The 21,821-nt window shown below is 63.8% G+C and carries 16 protein-coding genes and 1 pseudogene; 12 read left to right on the top strand and 5 right to left on the bottom strand.

What is annotated here, in order from left to right; translation table 11 throughout:
* Nucleotides 1-8: 8 nt before the first annotated feature.
* Nucleotides 9-1,037 carry an SPFH domain-containing protein gene (locus AC4BCN_RS01725; protein WP_490492435.1) on the bottom strand — a complete coding sequence of 343 codons (1,029 nt, stop codon included), beginning with the start codon at nt 1,035-1,037 and terminating at the stop codon, nt 9-11.
* A 31-nt stretch (nt 1,038-1,068) separates the two neighbouring features.
* Nucleotides 1,069-1,455, bottom strand: a complete 387-nt coding sequence (locus AC4BCN_RS01730; RefSeq protein ID WP_034752720.1) for a DUF350 domain-containing protein — start codon at nt 1,453-1,455, stop codon at nt 1,069-1,071.
* Between the two features lie 60 nt (nt 1,456-1,515).
* On the opposite strand from AC4BCN_RS01730, the gene AC4BCN_RS01735 reads away from it, so the two are divergent.
* Entirely contained in the window at nt 1,516-3,027 is a 1,512-nt protein-coding gene (locus tag AC4BCN_RS01735) for a polyamine aminopropyltransferase (protein WP_490492436.1), read from the top strand.
* On the top strand, nt 3,027-4,661 hold the full coding sequence (locus tag AC4BCN_RS01740; protein ID WP_490492437.1) for an NAD(P)-binding protein: 1,635 nt from the start codon (nt 3,027-3,029) through the stop codon (nt 4,659-4,661). Before AC4BCN_RS01735 ends, AC4BCN_RS01740 begins: the two co-directional genes overlap by 1 nt.
* Before the next feature lie 68 nt (nt 4,662-4,729).
* On the opposite strand, the gene mmsB is transcribed toward AC4BCN_RS01740, so the two are convergent.
* From mmsB to chvE, 3 genes are all read right to left on the bottom strand, one after another.
* On the bottom strand, nt 4,730-5,947 hold the full coding sequence (gene mmsB, locus AC4BCN_RS01745) for a multiple monosaccharide ABC transporter permease (protein ID WP_331778202.1): 1,218 nt from the start codon (nt 5,945-5,947) through the stop codon (nt 4,730-4,732).
* Complete coding sequence (gene mmsA / locus AC4BCN_RS01750; protein WP_456148157.1) at nt 5,937-7,478, bottom strand: multiple monosaccharide ABC transporter ATP-binding protein; 1,542 nt, start codon at nt 7,476-7,478, stop codon at nt 5,937-5,939. The genes mmsB and mmsA overlap by 11 nt, the downstream gene beginning before the upstream one ends.
* Nucleotides 7,479-7,591: 113 nt before the next feature.
* On the bottom strand, nt 7,592-8,614 hold the full coding sequence (gene chvE / locus AC4BCN_RS01755; protein ID WP_223278970.1) for a multiple monosaccharide ABC transporter substrate-binding protein: 1,023 nt from the start codon (nt 8,612-8,614) through the stop codon (nt 7,592-7,594).
* 429 nt (nt 8,615-9,043) lie between these two features.
* Here chvE and AC4BCN_RS01760 point away from each other — a divergent pair, with 429 nt between their 5' ends.
* The 10 genes and pseudogenes from AC4BCN_RS01760 to araD all read left to right on the top strand — a co-directional run bounded on the left by AC4BCN_RS01760 (nt 9,044) and on the right by araD (nt 21,764).
* On the top strand, nt 9,044-10,204 hold the full coding sequence (locus tag AC4BCN_RS01760) for a fumarylacetoacetate hydrolase family protein (protein ID WP_490492438.1): 1,161 nt from the start codon (nt 9,044-9,046) through the stop codon (nt 10,202-10,204).
* A 27-nt stretch (nt 10,205-10,231) separates the two neighbouring features.
* On the top strand, nt 10,232-10,999 hold the full coding sequence (gene xylB, locus AC4BCN_RS01765) for a D-xylose 1-dehydrogenase (protein ID WP_490492439.1): 768 nt from the start codon (nt 10,232-10,234) through the stop codon (nt 10,997-10,999).
* Nucleotides 10,996-12,783: an IlvD/Edd family dehydratase gene (locus tag AC4BCN_RS01770; protein ID WP_490492440.1), complete on the top strand. Its 1,788-nt coding sequence runs from the start codon at nt 10,996-10,998 to the stop codon at nt 12,781-12,783. Before xylB ends, AC4BCN_RS01770 begins: the two co-directional genes overlap by 4 nt.
* Before the next feature lie 150 nt (nt 12,784-12,933).
* Nucleotides 12,934-13,908 (top strand): D-xylose ABC transporter substrate-binding protein, encoded by a 975-nt coding sequence (xylF, locus tag AC4BCN_RS01775; RefSeq protein WP_099377905.1) that lies wholly within the window; start codon nt 12,934-12,936, stop codon nt 13,906-13,908.
* A gap of 196 nt (nt 13,909-14,104) precedes the next feature.
* Nucleotides 14,105-15,676 (top strand): D-xylose ABC transporter ATP-binding protein, encoded by a 1,572-nt coding sequence (gene xylG / locus AC4BCN_RS01780; protein ID WP_490492441.1) that lies wholly within the window; start codon nt 14,105-14,107, stop codon nt 15,674-15,676.
* Nucleotides 15,673-16,806 (top strand): annotated as a pseudogene (locus AC4BCN_RS01785) (sugar ABC transporter permease); the annotation flags it as partial. The gene xylG and the pseudogene AC4BCN_RS01785, both read left to right, overlap by 4 nt.
* A gap of 166 nt (nt 16,807-16,972) precedes the next feature.
* The gene (locus AC4BCN_RS01790; protein WP_139091311.1) at nt 16,973-18,172 is read left to right on the top strand and encodes a XylR family transcriptional regulator; all 1,200 of its coding nucleotides are present in this window, start codon (nt 16,973-16,975) and stop codon (nt 18,170-18,172) included.
* Entirely contained in the window at nt 18,169-18,936 is a 768-nt protein-coding gene (locus AC4BCN_RS01795) for an aldose epimerase family protein (RefSeq protein WP_490492442.1), read from the top strand. The genes AC4BCN_RS01790 and AC4BCN_RS01795 overlap by 4 nt, the downstream gene beginning before the upstream one ends.
* 84 nt (nt 18,937-19,020) lie before the next feature.
* Entirely contained in the window at nt 19,021-20,034 is a 1,014-nt protein-coding gene (locus tag AC4BCN_RS01800; protein WP_034752757.1) for a 2-dehydro-3-deoxygalactonokinase, read from the top strand.
* Nucleotides 20,031-21,764, top strand: coding sequence for an L-arabinonate dehydratase (araD, locus tag AC4BCN_RS01805; RefSeq protein WP_490492443.1), 1,734 nt, complete (start codon nt 20,031-20,033; stop codon nt 21,762-21,764). Before AC4BCN_RS01800 ends, araD begins: the two co-directional genes overlap by 4 nt.
* Nucleotides 21,765-21,821: the final 57 nt, after the last annotated feature.

A 21,821-nucleotide genomic window follows, 5' to 3' on the forward strand; every position in this document is an offset into this window, starting at 1 on the left:
AGTCGCGCTTAGCCGATCAGTTTTTTCAGCAGTTCAGCCTTGGCGCCATCGTAGTCGGCCGGCGAAATGAGACCCTTGTCGAGCAGACCCTTGAGTTTTTCCAGGCGCGCCTCGATCGGTTCCTCCGCGGGGGCTGGCGGCGCCGCCGGCGCCGGCTGCTGCAGCGCACCGCCCATGCTTTGCGCCATCACCTGGCCGATCGACAGCCCGGCGCCCAGTCCCGCACCGATGCCGGCCATGCCGCCTTCGTTTTGCGCCGCCAGCGGGATCGCATTGGCCACCTGGAATTTGGTGTAGCCGCTCATCTTGTCGGCGCCCAGGCCGCCCTTCATGCCGGCCGAGATGCGTTCGTCCAGCGCCGCTTGCAATTCCTCGGGCAAGCTGATGCTGGCCACGTTGAATTCATCGAGGTCCACGCCATAGCGGGCAAACGCCTGCACCAGGCCATCCTTGACTTCCTGCGCCATCAGCGCCTGGTTGGCCGCCATGTCGAGGAAGGGGACGTTCGCGCCGCCCAGCGAGCTGGCCATGCTCGACATCAGAATGCCGCGCAACTGGTCTTCCACCTCGTCGCGCGTGTAGACTTCGCGCGTGCCACTGATCTCGGTGAAGAAGGTGCGGGCGTCGGCGATGCGGTACGAGTACATGCCGAAGGCGCGCACGCGGATCATGTCGAAATCCTTGTCGCGGATGGTGATCGGCTGCGGCGTGCCCCACTTGCGGCCCGTCTGCACGCGCGTGCTGAAGTAATACACGTCCGACTTGAATGGCGAGTCGAACAGCTTGTCCCAGTTTTTCAGGTTGGTCAGCAACGGCAAGGTTTGTGTCGTCAGCTTGTGCGTGCCGGGACCGAAGACGTCGGCGATCTTGCCTTCATTGACGAAGACGGCGACCTGCGATTCGCGCACATTCAGGATGGCGCCGTTCTGGATCTCGAAATCCTGCATGGGGAAGCGCCAGGCCAGCACGCCTTCCGTCTCTTCGTTCCACTGCAGTACGTCGATAAACTGCTTCTTGATAAAGCTGCCGAGGCTCATGATGAATGTCCTTGAAAAAGATAAAGCGGTGTCAGGAAATGCAGGCGGCGTTGATGGCGCCGATCGACAGGGCAATGGCGCCCAGCAGGCCGCCGAAAGCGCTGTTGTTCGATTCGATCTGGTCTTTCGACATGCGCAGCAAACGCGTGGTCACCACATAGGCGAGCAATTGCACCACCATGGCGCCGAAGGCCCAGGCGAAGAATTGCTGGTAGTCGGCCGTGTGCATCAGGGACGAGGCGATGGTGGCGGAAAAGCCCAGCAGCGCGCCGCCCAGCGACAGGGCCGCCGCGTGGTTACCCTGGCGGATCAGCAGCACTTCGTTATACGGCGTGACGCGCGTGTAGATGATAAAAAAGGCAATCAGCAGCGCGGCGGCCAGTATAAGATGGATCAGATAGTTTAGGATGGCGGGCACGGCTTTCCTCGCAATGAGTATTTGATAACGTCAACGCATATTAGAACAAAAAAAAGTCCAATGAACAAAAAGATTCTGATTTTGTCCGTCTTCGTGGTCGCCTCCTGCGGCCTCGCGTATGAACTGATCGCTGGCGCCATGTCCAGCTACCTGCTCGGCGACTCCATCCTGCAGTTTTCCACCATCATCGGCTGCTACCTGTTTGCCATGGGCGTAGGTGCTCATTTTTCCAAGTACGTGAAGGACGACGACGTGCTCTCGCGCTTCGTCGACATCGAACTGGCCGTGGGCCTGATCGGCGGCCTGTCGGCCGCCATCCTGTTCATGACGTTTTCGTGGATGGCGGCGCCATTTCGCACCTTATTGTATGTGATGGTGTTCCTGATCGGCGCACTGGTCGGCATGGAAGTGCCGCTGGTGATGCGCGCCCTGAACACGCGCCAGACGGAATTTTCCGAACTGGTTAGCCGCGTGCTCACCTTCGACTACTTGGGCGCGCTGGCCGTTTCCCTGCTGTTCCCGCTGGTGCTGTCGCCGTATCTGGGCCTGGTGCGCACGGGCTTTTTGTTCGGCATGCTCAACGTGGGCGTGGGCCTGTGGAGCATCTATGTCTTCCGCGCGGAACTGAAGAACCTCACGGGGCGTTTGCTGCGCGCCTGCGCCGTGATGCTGCTGCTGATTGCCGGCTTTGCCATGTCCGACCGCATGGTGGCCTGGGGAGAACATGGCCTGTTCGGCGACCAGATCGTGTACTCCACCACCACGCCCTACCAGCGCCTGGTGATCACGCGCTGGAAGGACGATACGCGGCTGTACATCAACGGCAACCTGCAGTTTTCCTCGCGCGACGAGTACCGCTACCACGAGGCGCTCGTGCATCCCGTGCTGGAAGCGCTGCCGTGGGCGCGCCGCGTGCTGGTGCTGGGCGGCGGCGATGGTCTGGCCCTGCGCGAAATCCTCCGTTATCCCCAGATCGAACACGTCACCGTGGTCGACCTCGACCCGGCCATGACGGCCGCGTTTACCACGCGCCCGGAATTGGCGAAGCTGAATAACGGCTCGTTCTCGGACAAGCGCGTCACCGTCGTCAATGCCGATGCCGCCGTCTGGCTGCGCAACAACGGCGACATGTTCGACGCGGCCATCGTCGATTTCCCCGATCCGTCCAGCTTCGCGCTCGGCAAACTGTATTCGGTACCGTTCTACGACCTGGTGAAAAAGCACCTGGCGGCCAAGGGCTTGATGGTGGTGCAATCGACGTCGCCGTTCTTTGCCCCGCACGCCTACTGGACCATCAATTCGACCCTGCGCGAAGTGGGCATGCGCACCTGGCCCTACCACGCCTACGTGCCCTCGTTCGGCGAATGGGGTTTTATCCTCGCCTCGCCGCAGCTCGACTACACACCGCCGACGAAATACCGCCTGCCCATGCGCTACCTGAATGCGGACACCACGCGCGAAATGTTCATCTTCCCGCCCGACATGCAGCCGCTGCCGATGGCGCCGAATCGCCTCAACACCCAGTCGCTCGTGCATGAATTCGAGCAGGACTGGAACCGGGTGATCCGCTGATGCAGCGCCGTTCCTTCATGCTGTGGGCCGCCGGCGGCACGGCAGCGGCCGCCGCCGCTGGCATCGGCAGCATCGCCGCCTATCTGCGCTGGCAGGAAATCACGCCCAGGGTGCTGTACCCGGGCCGCAGCGAGGGCCACTATTTGCGTGAGCTGCTGCGCGAGCGCAAGGCGCTGCCGCCACCGTCACGCACCTTGCATACCGACGTGGCCATCCTCGGCTCGGGCATCGCCGGCCTGACGGCCGCATGGCGGCTGAATAAACTGGGGCACAAGGATTTCCTCATGATCGACGGCCCGCAGCCCTACGGCAACGCGGCCGGCGGCCATTTCGGCGACCTCGCTTATCCGACCGGTGGCCACTACCTGCCGCTGCCGTCGCCCGAATCGACGCATGTGCGAGAGATATTGTTCGACCTGGGCATCATCGAGCGCGATCCGCAGGCGGAAAAGCCCACTTACGACGAGCGCTACATCCTGCATGCGCCGGAAGAGCGCTTGCTGTTCAACGGCCAGTGGCAGGATGGCTTCATTCCCACCGAAGGTATCTCCGCCGATGAACTGGCGCAGCACGAGCGCTTCTTTGCCGATGTGCGGCGCCTGCGCCAAGCGCATGGCAACGATGGCAAGCGCGTCTTCGTTTTTCCTACCGTGGAATCGTCGCAAGACCCGGCCTGGCAGGCGCTCGATACCATCACCTTGAAACAGTGGATGGAGCGCGAGGGATACACCTCGCCCACCTTGCACTGGTATTTGAATTACTGCTGCCGCGACGACTACGGCACGCGCTACGACCAGGTCTCGGCCTGGGCCGGCCTGCATTACTACTGCAGCCGCTGGGGCCAGGCGGCCAACGCGGGCAATGGCGCCTGGCTGACTTGGCCGGGCGGCATGCAGCCGGTCGCCACGGCCATGGAGCAGGCCTCAGGGGTCAAACGCCATGCGGGCACGGTGGTTTCCCTCACGACGACGGCCAGCGGCGTGGAGGCGCTGTGCCTGGAGCTGGTCGATGGCCAGCCGCGCACCTACCTGGTCAAGGCGCGCAAGGCCATCTGCGCCATGCCGCTGTATGTCGCGGCGCGCGTGGTGGACAACATCGCCGCCTATGGCTTCGACGCGAAGCGCGATACGCCCGCGTATGCGCCGTGGATGGTGGCCAATTTCCTGCTCAAGCGTTTTCCCGACGAACTGCCGCACGCACCGCTGTGCTGGGACAACGTGGTGTATCAGGAACCGGGCCTCGGCTATGTCGTCTCCACGCATCAGGATATCCGCGTGCGCCCGCCCGAGAAAACCGTCTTCAGCGCCTACGTGGCCTTATCTGACCGCACGCCGCAGCAAGCGCGCAAATGGCTCGATACGGCCACGCCCGAAGAATTGCTGGCGCTGGCCAGCGTCGATTTGAAGACGGCGTATGGACGCGATTTTGCCAGCTGCGTCGAGCGCGTCGACATCACCGTGCGCGGCCACGCCATGGCGGCTCCCTTGCCGGGATTTCGCAGCAATGCAGGGCTCAAAGCCTTGCGCGAACACGATGGCGCCATCCTGTTCGCGCATGCCGATCTGTCGGGCTTTTCCGTATTTGAAGAGGCCGCGTGGTGGGGCGACCGTGCGGCGCGGCTGGCGATCACATAAATGAAAAAGGCCGGCGCAAGCGCCGGCCAGAGCCCCCTAAGGCTCGAACCTGTACTTCCTTGTTCTTCTCATTTATTTTTATTAATGACGTCGATGAAGACGGCCGCCAGCAGCACCAGGCCCTTGATCACTTGCTGGTAGTCGATGCCGATGCCCATGATGGACATGCCGTTGTTCATCACGCCCATGATGAAGGCGCCGATGACGGCTCCCATCACCTTGCCCACGCCGCCCGAGGCCGAGGCGCCGCCGATGAAGCAGGCGGCGATCACGTCCAGCTCGAAACCCGTACCGGCCTTCGGTGTGGCCGTATTCAGGCGCGCCGCGAAGATCAGACCGGCCAGCGCGGCCAGCATGCCCATGTTGACGAAGGTGTAGAAGCTGACCCGTTCCGTCTTGATGCCGGACAGTCGCGCCGCCTTCTCGTTGCCGCCCACGGCATATACGCGGCGGCCCAGCACGGTGCGGTTGGTAATGAAGGTGTAGGCGACGATGAGCAGCGACATCACGGCCAGCACGTTGGGGAAGCCGCGGTACGACGCCAGCAAATAGCTGAAATACACCATCACGGCGGCGAAGACCGCATTTTTCAGCAGGAAGAAAGCGCGCGGCTCGTTTTCCATGCCGTGTTTCAGTTGCTTGGCGCGGCTGCGCAGCGAGGTGATGATCAGCGCCGCGGCGGCGATCACACCCAGCAGCAGTGAAAAGCCGCGCAGGTTTTCGCCGCCGAACGGGTCGGGCAAAAAGCCCGAGCTGAGCATCTGGAAGCCTTCCGGGAAAGGGCCGACCGACTGGCCAGCGAGCAGCGCCAGGGTCAAGCCCTTGAAGACCAGCATGCCGGCCAGGGTGACGATGAAGGACGGGATTTTGAAGAAGGCGACGAAATAGCCTTGCGCGCCGCCGATGACGGCGCCAGCCAGCAGGCAGAGGATGCTGGCCGCGACAAAATTCATGTTGTAGTTGACGATCAGGACGGCCGCCAGCGCGCCGACGAAGCCGACCACGGAGCCGACGGACAAATCGATATGGCCAGCCACGATGACCATCAGCATGCCCAGCGCCATGATGACGATGTAGCTGTTTTGCAGCACCAGGTTGGTCAGGTTCAGCGGCTGCATCAGGGTGCCGTCGGTCATGTACTGGAAAAAGCCCATGATGACGATCAGCGAGAGCAGCATGCCGTAGTCGCGCATATTGTTCTTCAAAAAGCCGGCATAGCTTTTCGCTTGCGGCGCGGCCGCTGGCGCTGCTGCTGCCGACGCGCCTGCTGTCAATTTATTGTCCATTGTTTTCTCCGTGTGTAACGATCGCGCGCATGATTCGCTCCTGCGATGCTTCTGCCGCGCTCAATTCCGCCGCAAAGCGGCCTTCGTTCATGACATAGATCCGGTCGCACATGCCCAGCAATTCCGGCATCTCCGACGAGATCATGATGATGCATTTGCCTTCCGCGGCCAGGTCGCTGATGATGCTGTAGATCTCGTACTTGGCGCCCACGTCGATGCCGCGGCTCGGTTCATCGAGGATCAGCACGTCGGGGCGCGAAAACAGCCACTTCGCCAGCACCACTTTCTGCTGGTTGCCGCCGGACAGATTGACCACCTTCTGCGCCACGCTCGAGCAGCGGGTCTTGAGCTTGCGGCGGAAATCCTCGGCCACGCTGAATTCACGCTGCTCGTCGATCACCATGTGCTGCGAAATCGCATCGAGGTTGGCCAGGCTGGTGTTCTTCTGGATGTCTTCCTCGAGGATCAGGCCCAGGCCCTTGCGGTCTTCCGTCACATACGCGAGGCCGTGCGCGATCGCCTTGCCGATGGTGCTGACGTCGATTTCCTGGCCATTCTTGAGCACCGTGCCGCTGATGCGCTGGCCGTAGGCGCGGCCGAAGATGCTCATCGCCAGTTCCGTGCGCCCGGAGCCCATCAAGCCGGCGATGCCGATGATCTCTCCCTTTTTCGCGTGCATGTTGATGCCCTTGATGACGGGGCGGTCGGCATGCTCGGGATGGAAGACGCGCCAGTCGCGCACTTCGAAAATGGTCTCGCCGATGGTGGGCGTGCGCGGCGGATAGCGGTCGGCCATTTCGCGTCCGACCATTTTTTCGATGATGCGGTCTTCGCTGACGGGTTCGATGCGGCAGTCGAAACTGTCAACCGTGTTCCCGTCGCGCAGCACCGTGATGGCATCGGCGACTCTTGAAATTTCATTGAGCTTGTGCGAAATCAGGATCGAGGCGATGCCCTGGGCTTTCAGGCCAAGCAGCAGGTCGAGCAGGGCCGCGCTGTCGCTTTCGTTCAGACTGGCCGTCGGCTCGTCGAGGATCAAGAGCTTGACGTCCTTGCACAGCGCCTTGGCGATCTCGATCAGTTGCTGCTTGCCCACGCCCAGGTTGGTGATCAGGGTGTCAGGTGATTCTTTCAAGCCGACTTTGTGCAGCAGTTCGCGCGTCTTGCTTTGCGCGTATTCCCAGTCGATGACGCCCATGCTGGACGGTTCGTTGCCGAGGAAGATATTCTCGGCGATCGACAACTGAGGCACCAGCGCCAGTTCCTGGTGGATGATGATGATGCCGATTTCTTCGCTGTCCTTGATGCCGCGGAAGTGCCGCGTCTGGCCCAGGTAATCGATGTCGCCCGTATAGCTGCCATGGCCGTAGACGCCACTGAGCACTTTCATCAGGGTCGATTTGCCGGCGCCGTTTTCGCCGACGATGGCGTGGATCTCGCCGCTGCGTACCCGCAGGTTGACATTGTCGAGCGCAACGACGCCCGGGAATGTTTTGCGTATCCCGCGCATTTCCAGGATAGTGTTCGTCATATAACCTCTCTGGCACGGCCGCGCTGGTCGGCATCGGTCGTGCGGCAGTCTTGTTCTTGATAGTGCGTGAAGCGAAAGGCCCGGCAGGGCCGGGCCTTCAGTACCTTGGATGCTTATTTCACTTGCGCTTCCGTGTAGTAGCCGCTGCCGGTGACGAGCACCTGCTTCCAGTTCGCCTTGTCGACTGTGACCGGTTTCAACAGGTAGGACGGCACGACTTTCACGCCGTTGTTATAGGTCTTCGTATCGTTGACGGTCGGCGTTTTGCCGCTCATCATCGCGTCGACCATGTTGGCCGTGACCTTGGCCAGTTCGCGCGTGTCCTTGAACACGGTCGATGCCTGTTCGCCGCGGATGATCGATTTCACCGACGGGATTTCCGCATCCTGGCCCGTCACGACGGGGAAGGGCTGCTTCGGCGTGCCGTAGCCGACGCCCTTGAGCGAGGACAGGATGCCGATGCTCAAGCCGTCATATGGCGACAGCACGGCGTCGACGCGGGCATTGCCGTAGTAGGCGCTGAGCAGGTTGTCCATGCGGGCTTGCGCCACGGCGCCATCCCAGCGCAGGGTGGCGACCTTTTCCATGCCCATCTGCTTCGAGCGCACCACCAGCTTGCCGCTGTCGATGTAGGGTTTCAGCACCGACAGCGCGCCGTTGTAGAAGAAGTGCGCATTGTTGTCGTCGGCCGAGCCGCCGAACAGTTCGATATTGAACGGGCCCTTGCCTTCCTTGAGTTTCAGCGCCGATTCGATATAGCCCGCTTGCAGCACGCCGACCTGGAAGTTGTCGAAGGTGGCGTAGTAATCGATGTTTTTCGTGCCACGGATCAAACGGTCATACGAGATGACCTTGATGCCCTTGTCGGCCGCTTTTTGCAGCACGTTCGACAGGGTGGTGCCGTCGATGGCGGCGATCACCAGCACCTTGGCGCCCTTGGTGATCATGTTTTCCACCTGCGCCAGCTGGTTCGGGATATCGTCGTCGGCAAACTGCAAGTCCGTCTTGTAGCCGCGCTCCTTGAATACCTTGACCATGTTGTCGCCGTCGGCAATCCAGCGCATGGACGATTTGGTTGGCATCGAGATGCCGATTGCGCCCTTGTCTGCGGCGCTTGCCACGGGCATTACCGCCATGCCGGAGATGGCCAGCGCCAGGCTCGCGGTCAGCATTTTCATTGTTGTTTTCATTTCAGGTCTCCACCGTCTTCGATAGTTGAATGTGCCAGGGCCGTCGTCCAGTGGGCGGGCTCCGTGCGAATGGCCGATTGCAGGCCACGGCTGATACTAGTTTGTCCATCCATCCCTCACCAATCACTTTTTTCGCATTGCTGATATCCAAAACGATATCGATGGGTCAATTGATGCAATGCGCCATGGCGCGCCGTCCCGCCTGCGCACAGGGCGGAAACGGGGGCTGAATGGCGGCTTTTTTTGGTGCGCTGCAATACCAATAATCATCATTCAATTTGGTGATTTTCGTAATTGCGGCGACACAGGGCGGCGCGCAGAATCGGTCCGAACTTGAACACCGGCCATCCCGTCACGACCTTTTGAAAGCTTGCCATGCAGCCGATTTCCCCCGCCTCTTTGTTGCCCGCCGACCTGGCGCAGGCCCTCCTTGTCGGCCGCATCTGGCGTGACGGCCCGTGCGTCGTCGCCGTGCGCGGCGGCGAAGTGGTCGACATCACGCAGACGGTAGCGACGGTGGCCGAGCTGTTCGAGCGCAGCGATGCGCTTGATATCGTCCGCCATGCGCCCGGCATCGCGCTCGGACCCGTGCAGTCGCTGCTGGAGCAGGCGCTGGCCGCGCCGGCCGCCGAGCCGCTGCTGCTGGCGCCGTGCGACCTGCAGGCCGTCAAGGCTTGCGGCGTGACCTTCGCCGTCAGCCTGCTCGAACGGGTGATCGAGGAACAGGCTGGCGGCGACGCGGCGCGCGCGGCCAGCTTGCGCACCGCCCTGCAAATGACATTGGGCGGCGACCTGTCGGCACTGAAGCCAGGCTCGGACGCGGCGCAACGCCTGAAACAGCAGCTGCAGCAGCGCGGCGCCTGGTCGCAATACATGGAAGTGGGCATCGGCCCCGATGCGGAAGTGTTTACCAAGGCGCAGCCGATGTCGTCGGTGGGCTGCGGCGCGCAGGTGGGCTTGCTGCCATCGTCCGCCTGGAACAACCCGGAGCCCGAGATCGTCCTGGCCGTCAACAGCCGTGGCGAGGTGCTGGGGGCGACCCTGGGCAACGACGTCAACCTGCGCGATATCGAAGGGCGCAGCGCCCTCTTGCTGGGCAAGGCCAAGGACAACAATGGCTCCTGCGCCATCGGCCCCTTCATCCGCCTGTTCGACGAGCACTTCACGCTCGACACCGTGCGCGAAGCGGAAGTGTCGCTGCTGATCGAAGGCGCGGACGACGGCTTTGCGCTCGAAGGCGCCAGCTTCATGCGCGAAATCAGCCGCGACCCGCTCGACCTCGTGCGCCAGACGGCAGGCCAGTACCACCAGTATCCGGACGGCTTCATGCTGTTCCTCGGGACCATGTTCTCGCCCGTGAAGGACCGCGGCGCGCAGGGCGGCGGCTTTACGCACCACCTGGGCGACCGGGTGACGATTGCCAGCGCTGCGCTGGGCGCGCTGGTCAACGAAGTGCAGCGCTGCGATGCGATTACCCCCTGGACGTTCGGCGTGCGCGCGCTGTACCAGAACCTGGCCCAGCGCGGCTTGCTTTGATCCGATTATTTTAAAAAGAGAGACATCATGCAGCATGCAACTTACCCTAGCCTGGCCGGCAAGCGCGTCGTCATCACGGGCGGCGGCACCGGCATCGGCGTAGCCATCGTCGAGGCGTTCGCGCGCCAGAGCGCCCACGTCACCTTTCTCGATATCGCCCGCGAGGCGTCGCTGGCGCTGCAGGACAAGCTGGCCCACCTGCCGCAGCCGCCCGTTTTCCGCTATTGCGACCTGACGGACCTGGGCGCGCTGGCCGCCACCTTCGCCGAGATCGCACACAGCGCGGGCGCCACGGATATCCTCGTCAACAACGCGGCCAATGACGACCGCCACGAACTGCAGGACGTCACGCCCGCCTACTGGGACGAGCGCATGGCCGTCAACCTGCGCCACCAGTATTTCTGCGCCCAGGCCGTGGCGCCCGCCATGCGCGTCAAGGGCAGCGGCGTGATTCTCAACCTGGGGTCGATTTCCTGGCATTTGGCGCAAGCGCGCCTGTCGATCTACATGACGGCCAAGGCCGGCATCGAGGGCTTGACGCGCGGCCTGGCGCGCGACCTGGGCGTCGACGGCATCCGCGTCAACTGCATCATTCCCGGCGCCGTGCGCACGCCGCGCCAGGAAAAGCTGTGGCATACGCCGGAAGCGGAAGCCGTGATCCTGCAGGGCCAATGCCTGCAGCTCCGCGTGGAGCCGGAAGACGTGGCGGCGCTGGCGCTGTTCCTCGCGTCGGACAACGCGGCCAAGTGCGCGGGACGCGAATACTACGTCGACGCAGGCTGGTACGGCGCATGAGCACCGCAGGCAAACTCCAGGCGCGGCGCTTCCGCTCGCAGGACTGGTTCGACAATCCCGACCACATCGACATGACGGCGCTGTACCTCGAGCGCTTCATGAACTACGGCATCACGGCCGAGGAGCTGCGTTCGGGCCGGCCCATCATCGGCATCGCGCAAAGCGGCAGCGATATCAGTCCCTGCAACCGCATCCATCTGGAGCTGGCGCAGCGCGTGCGCGACGGCATCCGCGATGCGGGCGGCATCCCGATGGAATTCCCGCTGCACCCGATCTTCGAGAACTGCCGCCGTCCCACGGCCGCGCTGGACCGCAACCTCGCGTATCTGGGCCTGGTGGAGATTTTACACGGCTACCCGATCGACGCCGTGGTGCTGACGACGGGCTGCGACAAGACGACGCCGGCGCAATTGATGGCCGCCGCCACGGTGGACATTCCCGCCATTGTGCTGTCGGGCGGCCCCATGCTCGACGGCTGGATGGACGGCGAACTGGTGGGCTCCGGCGCCGCCATCTGGAAGGGCCGCCGCCAACTGTCCGCCGGCTTGATCGACAACGACAAATTCCTGCAGATCGCCGCCGCCTCCGCGCCATCGGCCGGCCACTGCAACACCATGGGCACGGCATCGACCATGAATGCGCTGGCCGAGGCGCTGGGCATGTCGCTCACGGGCTGCTCGGCCATCCCCGCGCCGTACCGCGAGCGGGGCCAGATCGCCTATGAAACGGGGCGCCGCATCGTCGCCATGGCGCATGACGACGTGCGCCCGTCGAGCATTCTCACGCGCGAGGCGTTCCTGGACGCGATCATCGTCAACGCGGCCATCGGCGGCTCGACCAACGCCCAGCCGCACCTGATGGCCATGGCGCGCCATGCGGGCGTGGAATTGCGCTCAAGCGACTGGATGGAACACGGCTACGACGTGCCGCTGCTGTTGAACATGCAGCCGGCCGGGAAATACCTGGGTGAGCGCTTCCACCGCGCCGGCGGCGTGCCGGCCGTGATGTGGGAGCTGCAGCAGGCGGGATTGCTGCACGCGGACCGGTTGACGGTCACGGGCCAGACGATGGCGGCGAACCTGGCCGGACGCGAAAGTACTGATCGCGAGATGATCCGCCCGTTTGCCGCACCGCTGAAGGAAAAGGCCGGTTTCATGGCCTTGCAGGGCAACCTGTTCGACTTCGCCATCATGAAGACCAGCGTGATCTCGCCCGCTTTCCGCGAGCGCTACCTGTCGCGTCCCGGCAGCGAAGGCGTGTTCGAGGCGCGCGCCATCGTCTTCGATGGTTCTGCCGACTATCACGCACGCATCAACGACCCGGCGCTCAACATCGACGACAGCTGCATGCTGGTCATGCGCGGCGCAGGTCCCGTGGGCTGGCCCGGTTCGGCCGAAGTGGTCAACATGCAGCCGCCCGACGCCTTGCTCAAGGCTGGCATTTTGAACCTGCCGACCCTGGGCGACGGGCGCCAGTCGGGCACGTCGGACAGCCCGTCGATCCTGAACGCATCGCCGGAAAGCGCCGTGGGCGGCGGCCTGGCGCTGCTGCGCACGGGCGACATCATCCGCGTGGACTTGAACGGGGGCCAGTGCGACATGCTGGTCGATGCTGGCGAACTGGCGCGCCGCGCCCAGGAACTGCCGCCACCCGTCAACGACAGCGCCACGCCATGGCAGGAAATCTACCGCGCCAGCGTGGGCCAGCTGGAAACGGGGGCCTGCATGGAGCTGGCCCTGAAATACCGCGCCGTGGGACAGACCCTGCCACGTCACAACCATTGATGTAGGTCGAGGTAGGCCGGGTTAGCGCTCCGCGCGTAAGCCGACACCACCACAGACATAAAATTTTTCAGCAGTACCCGCAGTTAAAAAACGTTGTTAATAAAATCCACAAGGAGACACACAATGAACAAGATCATCAGTGCAGCCATCATGACCGCCATGCTGGCATTGAGCAGCAGCGCCGCCCTGGCCGATGCGAAAAACCCGAAAATCGGCTTCTCCATCGACGATTTGCGCGTGGAACGCTGGACGCGCGACCGCGATTTCTTCATCGCCGCCGCCGAGAAGCAGGGCGCCAAGGTCTTCGTGCAATCGGCCGACGCCAGCGAGCAGCGCCAGATTTCGCAGATCGAAAACCTGATCTCGCGCGGCGTGGACGTGCTGGTGATCGTACCGTTCAACGCCACTGTCCTCAACAACACCGTCAAGGAAGCGAAAAAGGCCGGCATCAAGGTGCTGTCGTATGACCGCCTGATCCTGAACGCCGATATCGACGCGTACATTTCGTTCGACAATGAGAAAGTGGGCGAGATGCAGGCCGAAGGCGTGACCAAGCTGCAGCCGAAGGGCAATTACTACCTGCTGGGCGGCTCGCCGACCGACAACAACGCCAAGATGCTGCGCGAAGGCCAGATGAAGGTACTCAAACCGTTCATCGACAAGGGCGACATCAAGATCGTCGGCCAGCAGTGGGTGAAGGACTGGAGCGCCACCGAAGCGTTGTCCATCGTGGAAAACGCGCTGACGGCCAACGGCAACAAGATCGACGCCATCGTCGCCTCGAACGACGGCACGGCAGGCGGCGCCATCCAGGCCCTGGCTGCGCAAAAACTGGCCGGCAAGGTGCCGGTCTCGGGCCAGGACGCCGATCTGGCGGCCGTGAAACGCGTCATCGCCGGCACGCAGTCGATGACCGTCTACAAACCGTTGAAAACCATCGCTGCGGAAGCGGCCAAGCTGGCCGTGCAACTGGCGCGCAATGAAAAGCCGGCTTACAACTCGAGCTATGACAACGGCCTGAAAAAAGTCAGCACAGTGCTGCTGAAACCAACGCCGCTGACCAAGGCGAATGTGAACATTCTCGTCGATGACGGTTTCTATACCAAGGCGCAGCTGGGTAATTGATTACCCGCTTGATGTCGGCTTATGCGCTGTGCGCTAAGCCGACCTGCGATTGCCCGCATCGGCCGTTATCCGACAATCGCCGGCTTCGGAAACGCCGATGGTGGTGTCGGCCGTCCGCATCGGCCGTAGGTCGGATTAGCGGCGCCATGGGTGCCGCGTAATCCGACATTTCCCCGTATCCGCAACGAGAGTGAGCATGTCCGACTATCTGCTTGAAATGAAAGGCATCGTCAAACAGTTTGGCGGTGTCCGCGCGCTTGACGGCATCGACCTGCAGGTGCGGGCCGGCGAGTGCATCGGCTTGTGCGGCGAGAATGGCGCCGGCAAGTCGACCCTGATGAAGGTGTTGTCCGGCGTGTACCCGCATGGCACCTGGGATGGCGAGATCCTGTGGGATGGCCAGCCCCTGCGCGCGCAATCGATCCGCGACACGGAAGACGCGGGCATCATCATCATCCACCAGGAACTGATGCTGGTGCCGCAGCTGTCCGTGGCCGAGAATATCTTCATGGGCCGCGAGCTGACCCTGCCAGGCGGGCGCATGCACTACGCGGCCATGTACAAGCGCGCCGACGAGCTGCTGCGCGAACTGAAAATTCCCGAACTGAACGTGGCGCAGCCCGTGATGAATTACGGCGGCGGCCACCAGCAGCTGGTGGAAATCGCCAAGGCGCTCAACAAGAATGCGCGCCTGCTGATCCTCGACGAGCCGTCGTCGTCGCTGACGGCATCGGAAATCGCCGTGCTGCTCGATATCCTGCGCGCGTTGAAGGCCAAGGGCGTCACTTGCATCTACATTTCGCACAAGCTCGATGAAGTGGCGGCCATCTGCGACACCATCGTCGTCATCCGCGACGGCAAGCATATCGCCACCACGCCGATGGCGCAGATGAACGTCGAGCGCATCATCGCGCAAATGGTGGGCCGTGAAATGAGCCAGCTGTATCCGCAGCGCGCGCAGCCGGCACCTATCGGCGAAGTGCTGTTCGAGGCGCGCCACGTGACCTGCATCGATGCTGACAACCCGCAGCGCAAGCGGGTCGACGATGTGTCATTCACCCTGCGCAAGGGCGAGATCCTCGGCATCGCCGGCCTGGTGGGGGCGGGGCGCACGGAGCTCGTCTCGGCCCTGTTCGGCGCCTACCAGGGGCCGTGCCAGGCCGAAGTGTGGCTCGATGGCCGCAAGATCGATACCCGCTCGCCGCAAAAGGCCATCGCCATGGGCCTGGCCATGGTGCCGGAAGACCGCAAGCACCACGGCATCGTGCCGGACCTCGACGTGGGGCAGAACATCACCCTGGCCGTGCTGGAGGAATTCACGCGCGCCACGCGCATCGACGGCGAGGCGGAATTGACGGCCGTGCGCGGCGAGATCGCGAAGCTGGAACTGAAGGCAGCCAGCCCGTCGCTGTCCATCACGAGCCTGTCGGGCGGCAACCAGCAAAAGGCCGTGCTGGCCAAGATGCTGCTGACGCGCCCGCGCGTGCTGATCCTCGACGAGCCCACGCGCGGCGTCGACGTGGGCGCCAAATATGAAATCTACAAATTGATGCTGGCGCTGGCCGACCAGGGCGTGGCCATCATCATGGTCTCGTCGGAACTGGCCGAAGTGCTGGGCGTGTCCGACCGCGTGCTGGTGATGGGCGAAGGCCGCCTGCGCGGCGACTTTATCAACGATGGCCTGAGCCAGGAAACCGTGCTGGCGGCCGCGCTCGACCAGCGCCCGGCGCCCGCCGCCAACACCGCAAACAAGGAAACCGCAGCATGAAACCGCACAGTATCAAACAGCTGTTCACCCAATACAAGATGCTGGCCCTGCTGATCGCCGTGGCGCTGATCTGGGCCTTCTTTTCGTGGAAGACGGAGGGCAGTTTCCTCACGCCGCGCAACCTGTCTAACCTGCTGCGCCAAATGTCCGTCACCGGCATCCTCGCCTGCGGCATGGTGCTGGTGATTATCGCCGGCGAGATCGATTTGTCGATCGGCTCCCTGCTGGGGCTGCTCGGCGGCATCGCCGCCGTGCTGGACGTCACGCAGCACTGGCCGCTGGCCTTGAATCTGGCGGCCGTACTCGGCTGCGGCCTGGTGATCGGTTTGCTCAATGGCTACCTGACGGCGTACCGGGGTATCCCGTCCTTCATCGTCGGGCTGGGCGGCATGCTGGCGTACCGCGGCATCCTGCTGGGCATCACGGGCGGCATCACGATCGCGCCCGTCTCCGAGCCGATGGTCTACCTGGGACAGGGCTACCTGCCCGCAGTGCCCGGCATCGTGCTGGGCATCGGCCTGTTCCTGCTGGCCGCCTTTTTGACGTGGCGCGCGCGCGCCAGCCGCGCCCAGCATGGCTTGCCGCAGACGGCGCCCTGGGCCGACGGCTTGCGCCTGGCCGTCATCGGCGCCGTGCTGTATGCCTTCGTGCAAACCCTGAACGGCTATGAAGGCATTCCGCTGCCCGTGCTGTTGCTGCTGGCCTTGCTGGGACTGTTCAGCTACATCACGAGCCAGACCGTGTTCGGCCGCCGCATCTATGCCGTCGGCAGCAATATGGAAGCGACGCGCCTGTCCGGCATCAACGTAAAAGCCGTCAAGCTGTGGATCTTCGGCATCATGGGCCTGATGTGCGCGCTGGCAGGCCTGATCAACACGGGCCGCCTGGCGGCCGGTTCCCCATCGGCCGGCACCTTCAGCGAACTCGACGCGATCGCCGCCTGCTTCATCGGCGGCACCTCGATGCGCGGCGGCTCGGGCACCGTGTACGGCGCCCTGATCGGCGCGCTGGTGATGGCCAGCCTCGATAACGGCATGTCCATGCTGGACGTGGACACCTACTGGCAGATGATCGTGAAAGGCAGTATCCTCACTTTGGCCGTGTGGGTCGATGTCAGCACGCGCGGCGGAAGCCGAAAGCGGGGAACCTCGACAAACCTACTGCGCGTCCCACTATCGCCTCTGCGTTGCTCAGCGTACCTCCGTACGCTTGCGCTACTCAAGGCGATATTGGACCGCTCGCTACGGTTTTTCGAGGCCCCGAAAGGCCTTGCCGCCACATGGAGGAGACACCAGCATGAAGATGCCGACCGCGCACCGGATCGCGCTGCTGTTTAACGGGAATAAAATCTACGACCGCGACATCATCGCGGGCATCGCCGCCTATCTGAACACGACGCGCGTGTCGTGGGACCTGTTCCTGGAAGAGGATTTTCGCTGCCGCCTGCCCGGCATCGAACGCTGGCAGGGCGACGGCATCATCGCCGATTTCGACGATCCCGCCGTCTGCGAAGCGCTGGCGCACAGCCGCCTGCCCGTGGTGGCCGTGGGCGGCTCGTATGCGCGCACCGAGGATTACCCGGCCGGCATCCCGTATGTGGCGACCGATAATTTCAAGATCGTCAAGCTGGCCTATGAACACCTGGTGGAAGCGGGCCTGACGCGTTTCGCCTGTTTCAGCCTGCCCGAGGCCGACGTCAACCGCTGGGCGCAGGAGCGCGAAACGGCGTTTTGCGCCTTGATGGAGCGCGACCACATGCGCGCCGACGTGTACCGGGGCGTCGCCACCAGCGCGCCGTCGTGGGACGAGGCGGTGGAGCAGCAGATCGCCTGGCTCAACAGCCTGGAAAAACCCGTCGGCATCATCGCCGTCAGCGATGCACGCGCGCGCCAGTTGCTGCAAGCGTGCATGCATGCGGGCATCGCGGTGCCGGAGCAAGTGGCTTTGATCGGCATCGACAACGACCCGCTGGCGCGCATGCTCACGCGCATTCCCTTGAGTTCCGTGATCCAGGGCACGGAGGAAATGGGCCGCACGGCCGCGCATCTGCTGCATCAGATGTTGAATGGCGCGCGCCTGTCCGGCACGCGCATCCTCGTGCCGCCGGCCGGCCTGAACGTGCTCGCGTCCACGCGCCACCAGCCTTTTCAGCATCCGCAGGTGATGCAGGCGCGCCACTTCATCCGCCAGTACGCCTGCCAGGGCATCAAGACGGAGCAGGTGGCCGATTACGTGGGCGTGTCGCGCTCCTCGCTCGAAGCGCACTTCCGCCACGAGCTGGGGCGCAGCGTGCACGATGAAATCCTGCATTTCAAGCTCGATGCGGCCAAGACCCTGCTGGCGCGCGGGCCGGGGCAGGTGGCCGAGGTGGCCGTGCGTTGCGGCTTTACCACGGTGCAGTACATGCATGCCGTCTTCAAGCGCGAACTCGGTTGCACACCGCGTGAATTCCAGCAGCGCAGCCGGCCGCCGCCAGCCCCCGGGCAGGCGCCATGATGCATCTGCTGCGCAATGCGCGCGGCATGCGTGTGGCCATCGACGCGCACGATGCCAGCGTGCGGGCCTGGTGGGCGCCCGACCGCTATGGCCGCCTGGCCGACGTGCTGGGCGCCGCGCCCCCTGCGGCGCGCTCGTCCACGGTCTGGCAGTGCGCGCCGCCGGACGACGGCCACTTGCTGCTGCACCTGGCGCATGACGGCCTGTCGGTGCGCCTGGCCTACCAGCTTGACGAGGATGGCAGCCTGCACCTCGACTGCGTCGCCACGGCCGAGACGGTTTCCCGTTTTGCGCTGGCCGCGCCCCTGTTCAATCTGCAGGGCGGCCGCGCGGCCGTGGGTGACCATGTGCTGCGCCTGGCCGCCGACCGCTACTGGCCCGGCGGGCATGCGTGCAGCGCTCCGCTCGACGTGGCGGGCAGCGCGTTCGACTTCCGCCAGCCGGCGCCGCTCGCTACACGCCTGGCTTGGCCCGCGCTCGTGCACTTGCCGGGATTCCGGCATGACTTTTACTGGACGGGCAGCGGCCAGCTGCGCGAGGCGGCGCGGGTGGCCGACCCCGCTTCGGGGCGGGTCCTGCGTTTTTACAGCACCCAGGACAGTTGCCATTTATATTCCGATGCGCGCTGTTTTTCCCTGCTGGCGCAGGGTGTGCAATTGCAACCGGGACAAGTGAGGCGCTTCAATCTTGCCTACCGTTTGGGCGTGCAGGATATCGATGCGTTTGACATATCCGAACCGGTATCAATGATGTCAAATAAGTGATTGGTCAGATATGCGGGGCAGTTCTACCATGGGGTAGTTTTTCCCTCATTCATTTTTGTCCTGACCGACGCTGCGAACCTGTCCATGAACATACTCACCATCGATGCCGGCACCACCAATACGCGTACCTTGCTGTGGCGCGCAGGCGCCGTCGTCGCCCAGGCGCAGCTGGAAACGGGCGTGCGCAATACCGCCATCGATGGCCATAACGGCGCGCTGAAACAGGCGCTGCGCGACACCATCGCCAGCGTGCTGGCCAGCGCCGGCATCGCGCCGTCCGACGTGGACCTGGCGCTGGCCTCGGGCATGATCACTTCGCCCATGGGCGTGCGGGAAGTGCCGCATTTGCCGGCGCCTGCGGGCCTGGCCCAGCTGGCGCAAGGCATGCAGGCGGTGGACTTGCCCGACGTGCTGCCCCAGCCCCTGTGGCTGATTCCCGGCGTGCGCAACCAGCATGGCGCCGTCGGCCTGCATAACGTCGAAGCGATGGACATGATGCGCGGCGAAGAGACGGAAGTCGTCGCGCTGCTCGAGCGCCTGCAGTTGCGGGGCGCGGCGACCCTGATCATGCCCGGTTCGCATACCAAGCTGATCAGTGTGGACGAGCAGCGCCGCATCCTCGGCTGCAGCACCACCATCGCGGGCGAACTGCTGCAGGCGATCACGCAGCACACCTTGATCAAGCAATCGGTCGATGGCGGTTTTGCGCAGACGCTGGTGCCGAAAATGCTGCTGGCCGGCGCGGCCGCGGCGCAAAAAACGGGGCTGGCGCGCGCCTGCTTCAGCGTGCGCACTCTGGGCCAGTTCAGCGCCATCGAATGCAATGAGCGGGCCAATTTCCTGATGGGCGCCGTCCTCAGCGGCGACCTGCTGGCGCTGCGCAACAGCACCGCCATCCAGATGCGGCCCGATAGCCCGCTCGTCATTACCGGCAAGCCCATGCTGCGCCAGGCGCTCGGGCTGCTGATCGAAGAACACGGATTTTTTTATGGCAAGCGCATCATCGTCGACGACCAGCAGCAAGCTAATCTGGCCGGTCACGGTGCGCTGCTGATCGCCGCCGCGCGCGGCTTGATTTCCCCGCAGGAGACAGTATGAGCAGCAACAAGAACAAGCGCCCCTTGCGTTCGCAATCGTGGTTTGGTGGCGACGACAAGGACAGTTTTATTCACCGCAGCTGGATGAAGAACCAGGGCTATCCCAGCGACGCCTTCGATGGCCGTCCCGTCATCGGCATCTGCAATACCTGGTCCGAGCTGACGCCCTGCAATGGCCATTTCCGCGACCTGGCCGAGATGGTCAAGCGCGGCGTGCTTGAGGCGGGCGGCTTCCCCGTCGAATTTCCCGTCATGTCGCTGGGAGAGACGAATCTGCGTCCGACGGCCATGCTGTTCCGTAACCTGGCCAGCATGGATGTCGAGGAATCGATCCGCGCCAACCCGATCGACGGCGTGGTGCTGCTGACGGGCTGCGACAAGACCACCCCGGCCCTGCTGATGGGCGCGGCCAGCGTGGATTTGCCGACCATCGTGCTGTCGGGCGGCCCCATGCTGAACGGGAATTACCGTGGCAAGCCGATCGGCTCGGGCACCGACGTGTGGAAGTTTTCCGAGGACGTACGGGCCGGGCGCATGACCTCGGCCGAATTCAAGCAGGCTGAATCGTGCATGTCGCGTTCCGCCGGCCACTGCATGACCATGGGCACGGCCTCGACCATGGCCAGCATGGTCGAAGCGCTGGGCGTGACCTTGCCTGGCAACGCGGCAATTCCCGCCGTCGATGCGCGCCGCAAGCTGCAGGCGCAGCTGACGGGCCGGCGCATCGTCGACATGGTGCACGAAGACCTGAAACTGTCGCAGATCCTCACGCGCGAAGCGTTTGAAAACGCCATCATGGTCAACGGCGCCATCGGCGGCTCGACCAATGCCGTGATCCATTTGCTGGCCATTGCCGGGCGCATCGGCGTGGACATGCGCCTGGGCGACTGGGACCGCCTGGGGCGCGACATTCCCTGCCTGCTGAACCTGATGCCGTCGGGCCAGTACCTGATGGAAGATTTTTACTATGCGGGCGGCTTGCCCGTGATCATCCGCGACCTGCTGGGCAAATTGCATGGCGAGGCGCTCACCGTCACGGGCGCGACCATGGCCGTCAACGTGGCCGAAGCGGAAAATTTCAATCCCGAGGTGATCACGCCGCTGGCGCAGCCATTCAAGGACGAAGGCGGCATCGCCGTCCTGCATGGCAACCTGGCCCCGCGCGGCGCCGTCATCAAGCCATCGGCGGCATCGCCCGAGCTGATGCAGCACCGTGGCCGCGCCGTCGTCTTCAACAGCATCGAGCACTACAAAAAGCGCGTCGACGATCCCGCGCTCGATATCGATGCCAGCTGCGTGATGGTGCTGCAAAATTGCGGCCCGCAGGGCTATCCGGGCATGGCCGAAGTGGGCAATATGGGACTGCCGAAAAAACTGCTGGAGCAGGGCGTGCGCGACATGGTGCGCATCTCGGACGCGCGCATGAGCGGCACGGCCTACGGCACGGTGGTGCTGCACGTGGCGCCGGAAGCGGCCGTGGGCGGGCCGCTGGCCCTGGTGCGCGATGGCGACATGATCGAACTGGACGTGGCGGGACGGCGCTTGCACCTGGACGTCGACGAAGCGGAGCTGGCGCGCCGGCGCGCCGAGTGGAGCGCGCCGCCGCCGGCCATGAAGGGCGGTTATCAGTCGATGTACATCAAGCACGTGACGCAGGCTGACGAAGGCGCGGATCTGGACTTCCTCGTCGGTTGCCGCGGTTCGGCCGTTCCGCGCGAGTCACATGGATAACGCACGATCAAACCTGCTGCGCGTCGTCATTTGCGGCCTCGATGCTCACTGTGCTCA

The organism is Janthinobacterium sp. Bl 1 (assembly GCF_058215535.1).

Bases quoted from the DNA above. Each gene is read 5' to 3' on its own strand.
- AC4BCN_RS01725 (WP_490492435.1), bottom strand. From the start codon at position 1,037: ATGAGCCTCGGCAGCTTTATCAAGAAGCAGTTTATCGACGTACTGCAG.
- AC4BCN_RS01735 (WP_490492436.1), top strand. From the start codon at position 1,516: ATGAACAAAAAGATTCTGATTTTGTCCGTCTTCGTGGTCGCCTCCTGC.
- AC4BCN_RS01740 (WP_490492437.1), top strand. From the start codon at position 3,027: ATGCAGCGCCGTTCCTTCATGCTGTGGGCCGCCGGCGGCACGGCAGCG.
- mmsB (WP_331778202.1), bottom strand. From the start codon at position 5,947: ATGGACAATAAATTGACAGCAGGCGCGTCGGCAGCAGCAGCGCCAGCG.
- mmsA (WP_456148157.1), bottom strand. From the start codon at position 7,478: ATGACGAACACTATCCTGGAAATGCGCGGGATACGCAAAACATTCCCG.
- chvE (WP_223278970.1), bottom strand. From the start codon at position 8,614: ATGGCGGTAATGCCCGTGGCAAGCGCCGCAGACAAGGGCGCAATCGGC.
- AC4BCN_RS01760 (WP_490492438.1), top strand. From the start codon at position 9,044: ATGCAGCCGATTTCCCCCGCCTCTTTGTTGCCCGCCGACCTGGCGCAG.
- xylB (WP_490492439.1), top strand. From the start codon at position 10,232: ATGCAGCATGCAACTTACCCTAGCCTGGCCGGCAAGCGCGTCGTCATC.
- AC4BCN_RS01770 (WP_490492440.1), top strand. From the start codon at position 10,996: ATGAGCACCGCAGGCAAACTCCAGGCGCGGCGCTTCCGCTCGCAGGAC.
- xylF (WP_099377905.1), top strand. From the start codon at position 12,934: ATGACCGCCATGCTGGCATTGAGCAGCAGCGCCGCCCTGGCCGATGCG.
- xylG (WP_490492441.1), top strand. From the start codon at position 14,105: ATGTCCGACTATCTGCTTGAAATGAAAGGCATCGTCAAACAGTTTGGC.
- AC4BCN_RS01790 (WP_139091311.1), top strand. From the start codon at position 16,973: ATGAAGATGCCGACCGCGCACCGGATCGCGCTGCTGTTTAACGGGAAT.
- AC4BCN_RS01795 (WP_490492442.1), top strand. From the start codon at position 18,169: ATGATGCATCTGCTGCGCAATGCGCGCGGCATGCGTGTGGCCATCGAC.
- AC4BCN_RS01800 (WP_034752757.1), top strand. From the start codon at position 19,021: ATGAACATACTCACCATCGATGCCGGCACCACCAATACGCGTACCTTG.
- araD (WP_490492443.1), top strand. From the start codon at position 20,031: ATGAGCAGCAACAAGAACAAGCGCCCCTTGCGTTCGCAATCGTGGTTT.